This window comes from Micromonospora aurantiaca ATCC 27029 (genome assembly GCF_000145235.1).
Classification (GTDB): domain Bacteria; phylum Actinomycetota; class Actinomycetes; order Mycobacteriales; family Micromonosporaceae; genus Micromonospora; species Micromonospora aurantiaca.
On sequence record NC_014391.1, the window covers coordinates 2,734,915 to 2,749,577 of the forward strand.

At 76.2% G+C, this 14,663-nt stretch carries 1 protein-coding gene; it reads left to right on the forward strand.

Features of this window, described 5'->3' with window-relative positions; all coding sequences use genetic code 11:
- The first annotated feature begins 9 nt into the window (after positions 1–9).
- On the forward strand, positions 10–14,631 hold the full coding sequence (locus tag MICAU_RS12310; RefSeq protein WP_013285635.1) for a type I polyketide synthase: 14,622 nt from the start codon (positions 10–12) through the stop codon (positions 14,629–14,631).
- The last annotated feature ends 32 nt before the right edge of the window (positions 14,632–14,663 follow it).

The following is a 14,663-nucleotide window of genomic DNA, read 5'->3' on the forward strand; positions in this document are numbered from 1 at the left end:
AGTGGCCCGATGCCCACTGAGGCAGAGTTCCTCGACTACCTCCGGCGTGCGACTGCCGACCTGCGCGACGCGCGTCGGCGGGTGCGAGAGGTGGAGGCCAAGGACCGCGAGCCGATGGCAGTCATCGGCATGGCGTGCCGGTTCCCGGGCGGCGTGTCCAGCCCGGCGGAGCTGTGGGACCTCGTCGACCGGGGCGGCGACGGGGTGGGCGACTTCCCGGCCGACCGGGGCTGGGACCTGGAGCGGCTCTTCGACGTCGACCCGGACAACCCGGGCACGTCGACCAGCAGCCAGGGTGGCTTCCTCTACGACGCGCCGCAGTTCGACCCGGGCTTCTTCGGCATCAGCCCCCGCGAGGCCCTGGCGATGGACCCGCACCAGCGGCTGCTGCTGGAGACCTCCTGGGAGGCGTTCGAGCACGCCGGCATCGACCCGCAGGCGCTGCGCGGCAGCCGGACCGGCGTCTTCGCCGGGGTCATGTACCACGACTACGCGTCGCGGGTGCTGGACCTGCCCGACGGCGTCGAGGGCTACATCGGCACCGGCAACTCCGGCAGCGTGGTGTCCGGGCGGGTGGCGTACACATTCGGGCTGGAGGGCCCAGCGGTCACTGTGGACACGGCGTGCTCGTCGTCGCTGGTCGCCGTGCACCTCGCCACGCAGTCGCTGCGCCAGCGGGACTGCGACTTCGCCCTCGCCGGCGGCGTCACCGTGATGTCCACCCCTGGCACGTTCGCCGACTTCTCCCGCCAGCGTGGCCTGGCCTCGGACGGCCGCTGCAAGTCCTTCGCCGCCGCCGCCGACGGCACCGGCTGGTCCGAGGGCGTCGGCGTGCTGCTCCTGCAACGGCTCTCCGACGCTCGCCGCGACGGCCGCCGGATCCTCGCCGTCGTGCGGGGCAGCGCCGTCAACCAGGACGGCGCCAGCAGCGGGCTCACCGCGCCCAACGGACCGTCACAGGAGCGGGTCATCCGGCAGGCTCTCGCCAACGCCCGGCTCTCGCCGGCCGACATCGACGTGGTCGAGGCGCACGGCACCGGCACCACCCTCGGCGACCCCATCGAGGCACAGGCACTGCTGGCCACGTACGGGCAGGACCGGGGCGACGGCGGGCCGCTCTGGCTGGGCTCGGTCAAGTCGAACCTGGGCCACACTCAGGCTGCCGCCGGTGCCGCCGGCCTGATCAAGATGATCGAGGCGATGCGGCACCGCACCATGCCCGCCACCCTGCACGTCGACGAGCCCTCCCCGCACATCGACTGGTCCGCCGGGCAGGTCTCGCTGCTGACCGAGGCACGCACGTGGTCGGCCACCGACCGGCCGCGCCGGGCCGCCGTGTCGTCCTTCGGCATCAGCGGTACGAACGCGCACGTCATCCTGGAGGAGGCGCCCGTCGACGACGCCCCGTCCACGGAGGAGGCCCCGTCCGCCGCCGACGCGCCGGTGGCGCTTCCGCTCGCCCCGGTGTTCCTCTCCGCCCGTACGCCCGAGGCGCTCGCCGGGCAGGCCGGCCGCTGGGCCGACCACCTCGCCCGCGTCGACTCCCCGCGCCCGGTCGACGTCGCGGCCTCCTCGGTCAGCCGCGCGGGACTGGAGCACCGCGCGGTCGTCCTGGCCGGCGACGCGGACGACCTGCTCGCCGGGCTGCGGGCCCTCGCCGCAGGCGAGCCGGCCGGCACCGTCACCACCGGTGCGTCGGCGCCGCGCGGCCGGGTGGCCTTCCTCTTCTCCGGTCAGGGCGCGCAGCGCGCCGGTATGGGTCGTGAGCTGTACGGGGCGTTCCCGGTGTTCGCCGCGGCCCTGGACGAGGTGTGTGCTCACCTGGATCCGCTGCTGCCGCGTGCGCTGCGGGAGGTGTTGTTCGCCGGGGCGGGTACGCCTGAGGCGGGGCTGCTGGACCAGACGGTGTTCACCCAGGCGGGGCTGTTCGCGGTCGAGGTGGCCCTGTTCCGGTTGGTCGAGTCGTTGGGTGTCGTGCCGGACCTGGTGGCCGGGCACTCCATCGGTGAGATCGCGGCGGCGCATGTGGCGGGTGTGTTCTCCCTGGCCGACGCGTGTGCGCTGGTCGCGGCGCGGGGTCGGCTGATGCAGGCCCTGCCGGCGGGCGGCGGCATGCTCGCCGTGGCGGCCGACGAGGCCGCGGTGGCCGCCTCCCTGGCGGGGCTGCCCGGCCGGCTGGACGTGGCCGCCGTGAACGGCCCCGCCGCCGTGGTGGTGGCGGGCGACGCCGAGGCCCTCGACGAGGTGCAGCGGGTGTGGTCCGAGCGGGGCGTGCAGACCCGCCGCCTGCGGGTCAGCCACGCCTTCCACAGCGCGCGGATGGACCCGATGCTGGCCGAGTTCGCGGCCGTCGCCGAGGGGCTGACGTTCCGGCCGCCGACGATCCCGGTGGTGTCGAACCTGACCGGCCGCGTCGCCGACGCCGACCAGCTCTGCGACCCGGGCTACTGGGTGCGCCACGTACGCGGCACGGTGCGCTTCGCCGACGCCGTCGACTGCCTGCGCGCCGGGGACGTCGACACCTACCTCGAGGTCGGACCGAACGGCGTCCTGACCGCCATGGCGCAGAACTGCCTCGCCGAGCGCTCGGACGACGAACCGGCGCCCCTGCTGGTGTCCGCGTCGCGCCACGACCGCCCCGAGCCGCAGGCCCTCCTGGAGGCCCTCGCAGCGCTGCACGTGCATGGCGTGACCGTCGGCTGGGCGGACCTGCTCGGCCGGGCCGGCGGCCGGCACCTGGACCTGCCGACGTACGCCTTCCAGCACCAGCGCTACTGGCTGGAGCCGGCGGGCCGCTGGACGGACGTGTCCGGGGCGGGCCTCGGCGTGGCCGGGCATCCGCTGCTCGCCGCGGCCGTCTCCGTGGCCGGCGCGGACATGGTGGTGCTGACCGGCCGCCTGTCGACGTCGACGCACGCGTGGCTCGCCGACCACGTCGTCTCCGGCGCGGTGATCGTGCCGGGCGCCGCCCTGGTGGAGTTGGCGGTGCGGGCGGGTGACGAGGTGGGTGCGTCGCGGGTGCGGGAGTTGACCGTGGCCGCGCCGCTGGTGCTGCCGCAGGCGGGTGCGGTGCGGGTGCAGGTGCGCGTCGGCGCGGCCGACGAGACCGGCGTGCGATCGGTGACCGTGCACTCGCAGCCCGAGGAGGCCGCCGACCCGGAGTGGGTCCGGCACGCGGAGGGTGTGCTGGAGCCGGCGTCGGCCGACGAGCCGGGCGTGGGGGAGTGGCCGCCGGTCGACGGCGTCGAGGTGGACGTGGCGGGCTGGTATCCGGTGCTGGCGGAGCACGGCCTGTCGTACGGGCCGGTGTTCCGGGGGCTGCGCCGGGTGTGGACCGTCGGCGAGGACGTGTACGCCGAGGTGGCGTTGCCGGACGAGGTGGCCGGTGACGCCGCGGGGTTCGGCGTGCACCCGGCGCTGCTGGACGCCGCGCTGCATCCGATCGGGTTGCTGCCCGGCTTGGAGGGCTCGGGTGGGCCTCGGGTGCCGTTCGCGTTCGAGGGTGTGCAGGTGTATGCCTCGGGCGCGCGGGTGCTGCGGGTGCGGTTGTCGCGCGCGGGTTCGGCGGTGCGGCTGGTCGCGTGCGACGAGTCGGGCGCGGCCGTGGTATCGGTGGACACCCTCGCCCTGCGCGAGCTGACCGGGGTGTCGTCGTCCCCGGACGCGTCGGCCCGGTCGCTGTTCGAACTCACCTGGCAGGCCCAGGAGGTCGCCCCAGCCGGGGACGCCTCCGGGTGGGCGCTGCTGGGCTCGCCCGCCGCCGCCGCCGCCGACCTGCCGGCCGTCGCTGAGCTGCCGGTGTACGCCGACGTCGAGGCGGTCGCCGTGGCGTCGGGTGTGGCGCCGCGTCTGTTGCTGGTGCCGGAGGGTGGCCTGCGCCGGGCCCTTCACGTCGGGACGGAACCTGCTTCGGCCCCCGGTGAGATGCCCGCCGCCGCCGTCGACAACGGCCCCGAGTCGGTGCGGGCGGCGACGTCGCAGATGCTGGCGACGGTGCGGTCCTGGCTGGCGGCCGACGCGCTGGCGGAGTCGCGGTTGGTCGTGGTGACCCGGGGTGCGGTGTCGGTCGGGGACGGAGACCGGGTCACCGACCTGGCCGCAGCGGCGGTCTGGGGTCTGCTGCGCTCGGCGCAGTCGGAGCACCCGGGTCGCATCGTCCTGGCGGACGTCGACGGTGACGTGGACGCCGGGCTGCTGGGTGTGCTGACCACGGTGGCCGACGAGCCGTCGACGCACGGTGGTCAGGTCGCGGTGCGTGCGGGCGAGGTGTTCGTGCCGCGTCTGGTGCGTGCGGTCGCTGCGGCGTCGGTGGAGACGCCGGTCGTGGGTGACGGTGCGGTGCTGGTGACCGGTGGTACGGGTGCGCTCGGGGCGTTGGTCGCGGAGCATCTGGTGTCGGCGTACGGCGTGCGGTCGCTGGTGCTGGTGTCGCGTCGTGGCGCGGCGGCTGCGGGTGCCGGTGAGTTGTCGGAGCGGCTGACCGCGCTGGGTGCGTCGGTGCGGGTGGTCGCCTGCGACGTGACGGACCGGGATCAGGCGTCCGCCCTGGTGGCGGAGGTTTCCGCTGAGGGCCGGCTGGCGGGTGTGGTGCACACCGCCGGTGTCCTGGACGACGGCGTAGTCGAAGGGCTGACCGCCGAGCGGCTTCGTGCGGTGCTGGCGCCGAAGGTGTCGGCGGGTTGGTTCCTGCATGAGGCGACGGCGGGTCTGGGTCTGGATCTGTTCGTGGTGTTCTCGTCGGTGGCGGGTGTGCTGGGTTCGCCGGGTCAGTCGGCGTACGCGGCGGGTAACGCGTTCCTCGACGCCCTGGCGGTCTACCGGCGGCAGCTCGGGTTGCCTGCCGTCAGCCTCGCCTGGGGCATGTGGGACACCGCCGGCATGGCCGCGTCCCTCGACGACGCCGACCGGGCGCGATCGGCGCGGGGCGGCCTCACGGCGATGAGCGCCGAGACCGGGTTGCGCCTGTTCGACGCGGCGCTCACCGCAGACCGCCCCGCCCTGGTGCCCGCCGTGATCGACCTGGCCGCCCTCCGGGCCGCCGTCGGCGCCGGCCCGGTGCCGCCGATGCTCCGCAACCTGATCGGTACGACCACGATCCGGCGCCAGGCGGGACAGGGCACCACCTGGGCGACCCGTATCGGTGGCCTGACCGCCGATGAGGCGCGCGCCCAGGTCGACGTGCTGGTACGCGGCCTCGTCGCGCAGGTGCTCGGGCACGGCGGGGCGGAAGCCGTGCCTGCCGACCGGGCGTTCCGCGAGCTGGGCTTCGACTCGCTGACCGCCGTCGACCTGCGCAACCGCGTGAACGCGGCCACCGGCCTGCGGCTGCCCTCGACGCTGGTGTTCGACTACCCGACGCCGCAGGCGCTCGCCGTCCACGTGCACGCCGAACTCGCCGGTGCCGCCGGCGGTCCCGCCGCGCCGGGCGCGCGGACCACCACCCGCGCCGACGAGCCGCTCGCCATCGTCGGCATGGCCTGCCGCTACCCGGGCGGCGTCGAGACGCCCGACCAGTTGTGGGCGCTGCTGGCCGCCGGCGGGGAGGGGATCGGGGAGTTCCCCACCGACCGTGGCTGGGACCTGGAGAGCCTGTTCGATCCCGATCCGGACCACCCCGGGACGTCGTACACCCGGCACGGCGGCTTCCTGTATGACGCGGGTGCGTTCGACCCGGCGTTCTTCGGCATCTCGCCGCGTGAGGCCCTGGCGATGGATCCGCAGCAGCGGTTGCTGCTGGAGGCGTCGTGGGAGTCGTTCGAGTCGGCGGGGCTGGACCCGCAGCGGTTGCGGGGCAGCCGGACGGGTGTGTTCGCCGGTGTGATGTACCACGACTACGCGACGCGGCTGATGGAGCTGGCCGGCGAGGTGGAGGGCTACGTCGGCACCGGCAACTCGGGCAGCGTGCTGTCCGGGCGGGTGGCGTACACGTTCGGCCTCGAAGGCCCGGCGGTCACCGTCGACACGGCCTGCTCGTCCAGCCTCGTCGCGCTGCACCTCGCCGCGCAGGCGTTGCGGTCGGGTGAATGTGACCTCGCCCTGGCCGGCGGCGTGACGGTGATGGCGACGCCGGGGACGTTCATCGAGTTCTCGCGGCAGCGTGGTCTGTCGCAGGACGGCCGGTGCAAGTCGTTCGCCGCCTCGGCCGACGGCACCGGCTGGAGCGAGGGCGTGGGTGTCCTGCTCGTGCAGCGGCTCTCCGACGCCCAGCGGGAAGGCCGGCGCATCCACGCCGTCCTGCGTGGTACGGCCGTGAACCAGGACGGCGCGTCCAACGGCCTGACCGCCCCGAACGGCCCCTCGCAGCAGCGCGTGATCCACCAGGCCCTCGCGAACGCCCGCCTGACTCCGGCCGACGTGGACGCCGTCGAGGCACACGGCACGGGCACGACCCTCGGTGACCCGATCGAGGCGCAGGCTCTGCTGGCGACGTACGGGCAGGAGCGTCCGCAGGATCGGCCGTTGCTGTTGGGGTCGGTGAAGTCGAACATCGGGCACACGCAGGCGGCTGCTGGTGTGGCTGGTGTGATCAAGATGGTGTTGGCGATGCGGCACGGCGTCGTCCCGGCGACGTTGCATGTGGACGAGGCGTCGCCGCATGTGGACTGGTCGGCGGGGGCGGTGGCCCTGGCTACGGAGGCGACCCCGTGGCCGCGGGTGGACCGGCCGCGTCGGGCGGCGGTGTCGTCGTTCGGGATCTCCGGCACGAACGCGCACGTGATCATCGAGCAGCCGCCCGCCGAGGCGGTCGACGCACGCGCCGCCGACGGGCCGCGCGCCGGACTCGTACCCCTGGTGCTCTCCGCCGTGGACGCCCCGGCGCTGCGCGACCAGGCGGCCCGGCTGGGCGCGCACCTCGCGGCACACCCGGAGCTGGCGCCGGCCGACGTCGCACACGCCCTGGTCACCACCCGGACCGCGTTCGCGCACCGCGCCGTCGTCCTCGGCCGCGACACAGTCGGCCTGACGCGCGCCTTGGAGTCGTTCCACCTCGGCGGGGCCACCGCCGTCACCGGCGTCGCCGCGCGAGGCACCGACCCGATCCTCGTCTTCCCCGGCCACGGCGACCCGTGGCCCGCCGCGACGGTCGAGCTGCTGGACCGGGCACCGGAGTTCGCCGCCGTGATCGCCGCCTGCGAGGCGGCCCTCACCCCCCACGTGGACTGGTCGCTCACCGCCGTGCTGCGCGGTGCCGACGGTGCCCCGCCCGCGACGGACCCCCGGGTGACGCACCCCGTCCGGTGGGCCGTGGCGGTTTCGCTGGCCCGCTGGTGGCGTTCGCTCGGCGTCCGGCCCGCCGCCGTGGTCGGGCACGCCCACGGCGAGGTCGCGGCCGCCTGCGTGGCCGGCGCGCTGTCGCTGGAGGACGCGGCGAAGACGATGGCCCTCGCCAGCCGGGCGGAGGACGGCCCGGACGCGCCGGCCGGGATCACCCTCCGGGCGGCCGAGATACCGCTGTACTCGGCGATCGGCGGCCCGGTCGACACCGACGGCCTCGACGCCGCCCGGTGGTACCGGGAACTGTCCGCCGACGCCGACGCCGACGCCGACGCCGACGCCGACGCCGACGCCGACGCCTTACGCGTCCTGCTCGACGAGGGCCACCGGGTCTTCCTCGAGGCCGCTCCCGCGTCCGTGCTCGCCGCCGGCATCCGCGAGAGCGCGCGGGCCGACGACGCCGTCGTGGTGGCCGCCGAGGACACCCTGGCCGGTGGCTGGCAGCGCATGCTGACGGTCCTCGCCGGGCTGCACGTGCACGGCGTGCCGGTCGACTGGACGGCGATCCTGGGCGCCCCCACCGGCCCGCCGGTCGCGCTGCCCACGTACGCCTTCCAGCGCCAGCGCTACTGGCCGCAGCCGACGTCAGCGACCGCCCCCGCCCTCGCCGTCGCCGACGAGGCGGACCGGAAATTCTGGGAGGCCGTGGAACGCGCCGACGCGCAGGCGCTGGCCGCCGCGATGCGCATCGACGAGGCCACGGCCCGCTCCCTCGACCCCGCGCTGCCGCTGCTCTCCTCGTGGCGCCGGCGCCGCCGCGAAGAGTCCACCGTCGACTTGTGGCGCTACCGGGTGACCTGGAAGCCGCTGACCGTCGCGGAGGCCACCCTCGCCGGCACCTGGCTGCTGGTCGTGCCGGCCGCCGGCGTCGAGCACCCCCTGGTCGACGTCGTCGCCCGGGTGCTGGGCGAGGGCGGGGCCGAGGTCGTCCGGATCGACGCGACGGAGCCGGACCGGCAGGCGCTTGCCGACCGGCTCGCGCGTACCGGTGGGCCCGTCGCCGGCGTGCTCTCGCTGCTCGGCCTTGACGACGCGCCGCACCCGGCCCACCCGGTCGTCCCGGCGGGCCTCGCCGCCACGTACGCCCTGGTCCAGGCCCTCGGCGACGCCGGAATCACAGCGCCGCTGTGGTGCGCCACCGCCGGCGCGGTCTCGACCGGCCGGGCCGACCAGCTCGACCGCCCCCGGCAGGCGATGCTCTGGGGGCTCGGCCGGGTGGTCGCCCTGGAGCACCCGGACCGCTGGGGTGGCCTCGTCGACCTGCCCACGAAGCTGGACCCCCGGGACCGGGCCCGGCTCGTGGCGGTGCTGGCCGGCGTCGACGCCGAGGACCAGCTGGCGCTGCGCCCCTCCGGGGTGTTCGCCCGGCGGCTGGTCCGGGCCCGCGCCGACCGGACGGCGACCGGGGACTGGCGTCCCGCCAGCGGCGCCGTCCTGGTCACCGGCGGCCTCGGGTCGATCGGGGCCCAGGTCGCGCGCTGGCTGGCCCGCGAGGGCGTCGGCGAGCTGGTGCTGACCGGCCGCCAGGGGCCCGCCACGCCCGGCGCCGACGCGCTGGCCGACGAACTGCGCGCCGCCGGCGCCACCGTCACCGTGGCCGCCTGCGACGTCGCGGACCCCGCCGCCGTACGGGCCCTCGTCGAGCGGCTGGCCGGGCAGGGCACCCGCGTCGGGGCCGTGTTCCACACCGCGGGTGTGGCCCACGCCGCGCCGGTCGCGGCCACCGACGTGGCCGACCTCGCCGACGCCCTGCGGGCCAAGGTGGCCGGCGCGGTGAACCTGGACGAGGCGTGCGGCGACGACCTGTCGGCGTTCGTGCTCTTCTCCTCCGGCGCGGGCGTCTGGGGCGGCGGGCACCAGGGCGGCTACGCCGCCGCCAACGCCTTCCTCGACGCGCTCGCCGAGGACCGGCGACGGCGCGGCCGGGCCGCCACCGCCATCGCCTGGGGCGCCTGGGACGGCGGCGGCATGGTCGACGCCGAGGGCGCCGCCGATCAGATGTTCCGCTCGGGCGTCCGGGCCATGCGCCCCGACCTCGCGGTCTCCGTGCTGGCCGGGGCGCTCGACGACGGCGACACCACGCTCACCGTGGCGGACATCGCCTGGGACCGGTTCCTCCAGACCTACACGCTGGCCCGCCCCCGGCCGCTGATCGCCGACGTCCCCGAGGTGGCGCAACTGCTCGCCGCCGGGCAGCGCGACGCCGACCCGTCCGACACGGCCTCGCCGCTGCGCGGCCGGCTGGCCGGCCTCGCCGCGCCGGAGCGGCGCCGGGTCCTGCTCGACCTCGTACGGGTCCACGCGGCGGCGGTGCTGCGGCTGGCCTCGCCGCAGGCGCTCGCTGCGGACCGGTCGTTCCGGGAGATCGGCTTCGACTCGCTCAGCGCCGTCGAGATGCGCAACCGGCTCGCCGAGGCGGTGGGGCTGAACCTGCCGGCGACCCTGGTGTTCGACCGCCCGACGCCCGACGCCCTCGCCGAGCACCTGGCGGGCAGGCTCGCGGGCGACGACAGCCCGGCGGCGGTTCCCACCCGGGCCGCCACGGCGCTGGACGAGCCGATCGCCATCGTCTCGATGAGCTGCCGCTACCCCGGCGGCGTCGCCGGCCCCGAGGACCTGTGGCGACTCGTCGCCGAGGGGCGCGACGGCATCGCGGAGTTCCCGGCCGACCGGGGCTGGGACCTGGCGGCCATCTACGACCCCGACCCCGACCGGCCCGGCACCTCGTACGTGCGGGAGGGCGGCTTCCTCACCGACGCCGCCGGCTTCGACGCGGCCCTGTTCGGCATCTCCCCGCGCGAGGCGATGGTGATGGACCCGCAGCAGCGGGTGCTGCTGGAGAGCGCCTGGGAGTTGTTCGAGCGGGCCGGCACCGCGCCGGCCGACATGCGGGAGACCAACACCGGCGTCTTCGTCGGCACCAACGGCCAGGACTACGCGACGCTGCTGATGGCCGCCCGGGTCGAGACCGAGGGCTACCAGGCCACCGGCAACGTCGCCGCCGTCATCAGCGGTCGGCTGGCGTACCACTTCGGGTTGCGGGGCCCGGCCGTCAGCGTCGACACCGCCTGTTCGTCGTCGCTGGTGGCGCTGCACCTGGCCTGCCAGTCCCTGCGGCAGGGCGAGTGCGACGTCGCGGTCGCCGGCGGCGTGACGGTGATGGCCACCCCCGGCCCGTTCCTCGAGTTCGCCCGGCAGCGTGGGCTCGCCCTCGACGGCCGGTGCAAGTCGTTCGCCGGGGCCGCCGACGGCACCGGCTGGGGCGAGGGCGTCGGCCTGGTGATGTTGCAGCGGCTCTCCGACGCCCAGCGCGACGGCCGGCGGATCCTTGCCGTCGTCCGCGGTTCGGCCATGAACCAGGACGGCGCCAGCAACGGCCTGACCGCGCCCAACGGGCCCGCCCAGGAGCGGGTGATCAACCAGGCGCTGGCCAACGCGCGGCTGACCGCCGCCGACGTGGACGCCGTCGACGGGCACGGCACCGGCACCCGGCTCGGCGACCCGATCGAGGCGCAGGCGCTCCTGGCCACGTACGGGCGGGACCGGCCCGCCGACCGGCCGCTGCTGCTCGGCTCGGTCAAGTCGAACATCGGCCACACCCAGGCCGCCGCCGGGGTCTCCGGCGTGATCAAGATGGTGCTGGCGCTCCAGCACGACCTGCTGCCGCCCACCCTGCACGTGGACGAGCCGTCGCCGCACGTGGACTGGTCGGCGGGTGCCGTCGCGCTGCTGACCGAGGCGCAGCCGTGGCCGGACGTGGAGCGGCCTCGCCGGGCCGCCGTGTCGTCGTTCGGGGTCAGCGGCACCAACGTGCACGTCATCCTCGAACAGGCGCCGGCCGCGCCGCCGGCCGGCACCGGCACGCCCCGCCCCGCCGCCGGGCCGCCGGTGCTGCCCTGGGTCGTCTCGGCCGACACCGCCGACAGCCTGCGGGCCCAGGCGGCCCGGCTGGCCGACTGGCTGCCGCAGACCGCCGCGTCCGCCGCCGACGTGGCCCGGGCACTGGCGACCGGACGTTCCCCGCTGCGGCACCGCGCGGTGCTGCTCGCCGAGGACGCCGACGCCGCCCTCGGCGGCCTGCGGGCCCTCGCCGCCGGGCAGGAGCACCCCGGGCTCACCCGGGGCGTCGCCGAGCCCGGCGGGGCGCTGGCGATGCTCTTCTCCGGCCAGGGTGCCCAGCACGCCGGCATGGGCCGCCGCCTGTACGAGGCGTTCCCCGTCTTCGCGGCGGCCGTCGACGAGGCGTGCCAGCACCTGGACGCGTACCTGCCGCGGCCGCTGCGCACGGTGCTGTTCGCCGAGCCGGGCACCGCCGAGGCCGACCTGCTCGACCAGACGGTCTTCACCCAGGCCGGGCTCTTCGCCGTCGAGGTGGCGCTGTTCCGGCTGCTCGAACACTGGGGGATCCGGCCCGACTTCGTGGCCGGGCACTCCGTCGGGGAGATCAGCGCGGCCCACGTCGCCGGGGTGCTCGACCTGCCCGACGCCTGCGCGCTCGTCGGCAACCGGGGCCGGCTGATGCAGGCCCTGCCCGCCGGCGGCGGGATGCTGGCCGTCGCCGCGCCCGAGGTTGACGTGCTGCGGGCGCTGGACGGCACGCCGGGACAGGCGGCCGTCGCCGCCGTGAACGGGCCGGCCGCCGTCGTCGTCGCCGGCGCCGACGGGGCGCTGGCCGGGTTGGCCGCTCACTTCGCCGACCTCGGCGTACGCACCAAGCGGCTGCGGGTCAGCCACGCCTTCCACAGCCCGTTGATGGAGCCGATGCTCGCCGAGTTCGCGGCCGTCGCGGCGACCCTGTCGTACGCCCCGCCGACGGTGTCGCTGGTGTCGAACCTGACCGGCGCGGTCGTCGACGCCGAGCAGCTCTGCACCCCCGGCTACTGGGTGCGCCACGTCCGGGAGGCGGTCCGCTTCGCCGACACCGTCACCCACCTGCACGCCCACGGGGTGACCCGGTTCCTGGAGGTCGGGCCGGACACCGTGCTGACCGCACTGACCGCCGACGCGCTGCCGGTGGACGCCCCGATCGTCGTGACCGGCGTGCAGCGGCCCGGCCAGGACGAGGTGACCACCCTGCTCGGCGCGGTGGCCGAGCTGTACTGCCACGGCATGCCCGTACGTTTCCCGGCGCTGCTTCCCGGTGGCGGCCACGTGGACCTGCCCACGTACGCGTTCGCCCACCAGCGGTTCTGGCCGACCCTCGACGCGGCGCCGGGGCCCGCCCCCGCCACCACCCCCGACGACGTCGACTCGGCGTTCTGGCGGGCCGTGGCATCGGGCGACGGCGACGAACTCGCCAGCCGGCTCGGACTCGACGCGGACCGGCCGCTGCGGAAGCTGCTGCCGGACCTGGACCGGTGGCGGCGCCGGCAGCAGGAGGACACCCTCGCCAGCGGCTGGCGCTACCGGATCACCTGGCGTCCGCGGGCCCTCGCGGCGGGCGCCGTCGAGGGCACCTGGACCCTTGTGCACAGCGGCACCGGCCAGCCGGTCGCCGACCGGCTCGCCGAACTGCTCACCGCCCGGGGCGGTGACGTGCGGCAGATCGTCGTCGATCCGGCGACGATCGACCGGAACGCGCTCGCCGGGCAGCTCGCCGCCGCGGCACCCGCCCGGATCGTGTCGCTGCTCGCCCTCGACGAGCGGGCGCACCCCGAGCGCCCGGCCGTGCCGCTGGGCCTGACCGCGAACCTCGCCCTCGTGCAGGCGGTCACGGACGCCCTGCCCCCGGCACCGTTGTGGCTGCTCACCCGGCAGGCAGTCGCCACCGGCGCCGACGACCCCGTCGCCCGCCCCGCCCAGGCCACCACGTGGGGCCTCGGCCTGGTGACCGCGCTGGAACACCCCCGGCACTGGGGTGGCCTGCTGGACCTGCCCGCCACCCTGGACACCGCCGCCGCCGAGGGAGTCCTGGCGGCCCTCACCGCCGCCGGCGACGAGGACCAGCTCGCGGTGCGCGAATCCGGGACGTACCTGCGGCGGCTGGAGCGCGCGCCCCGCGCCGAGGCACCGGCCGGCTGGCAGGCACCGGGCACCGTCCTGGTCACCGGCGGCACCGGCGCCGTCGGCCGGTACGCCGCAGGCTGGTTCGCCCGGCACGGCGCGCGGCGACTGCTGCTGGTCAGCCGGCGCGGCGCGGCCGCCCCCGGGGCCGACGAGGCGGTGGCGGAACTGGCCGCCCTCGGCGCCGAGGCCCGGGTGCTGGCCTGCGACCTGGCCGACCGGGACGCCGTCGCGGACCTCGTGCGCTCCCTGCGCGCCGACGGCGAGACCGTGCACGCGGTGGTGCACGCCGCCGGGGTGGGCCGGCTCAACCCGGTCGCCGCCGTGACCGAGGCGGAACTCGCCGACGTCGTCTCCGGCAAGATCGCCGGCGCCCGGCACCTCGGCGAGCTCCTCGACCCGGAGCCGCTCGACCTGGTCGTGCACTTCTCCTCCATCGCGGCCGTCTGGGGCGTCGGCGACCACGGCGCGTACGCCGCCGGCAACGCCTTCCTGGACGCCTGGGCGCAGTCCCGGCCTGCCGGGCGGGCCCGGCACCTCTCGGTGAACTGGGGCCCCTGGGCCGGCGGCGGCATGGTGACCGACGCGCACGCCGCGGCCATGAGCCGGCGCGGGGTGTCCCTGCTCGACCGGGAACCGGCGATGGCCGCCCTGCGCGCCGGCCTCGACGGCGACGACACCGCCCTCACCGTCGCCGACATCGACTGGGACCGCTTCGCGCCGGTGTTCGCCTCCGCCCGGCCCCGGCCGCTGATCAGCGAGATCGCCGAGGTGGCCGCCCAGGCCGCGGCGGCGCGTGCCACCGCCGAGGAGGGCGACCAGGTCGCCGGCGAACTGCGCAAGCGGCTCGGCGAGCTGTCGCAGGCCGAACAGGTACGGCTGCTGGTCGACCTCATCCGCACCGCCGCGGGCGAGGTCATCGGCCACGACACCCCGTACGCGGTGGAGGCCGGGCGGCCCTTCCGGGACCTCGGCTTCGACTCGCTCACCGCCGTGGAGCTGCGGGGCCGGCTGGCCCGCTCGACCGGGCTGAGCCTGCCCAGCTCGGTGGTGTTCGACCACCCGACCCCGCAGGCGCTGGCCGAGCACCTGCGGGCCGAACTGCTCGACGAGGCGTCGGTGGAGGCGCTGCCCACCCTCGCGGAGCTGGACCAGTTGGAGAGCGTCCTCGCGCTGCGCGACCCGGACGACATCGGCCGGGTGCGGATCACGATGCGCCTGCACAGCCTGCTCGAACGGCTCGGCGTCGCGGAGGAACGCCGGGAGGAGACCGCCGAGGTGGCCGGCCGGCTGCGGGCGGCCAGCAACCAGGAGCTGTTCGACCTCATCGACCAGGACCTCGGGCTCTCCTGAGCCGTACGGGGACCTGTGGTGTCACGAGAAAG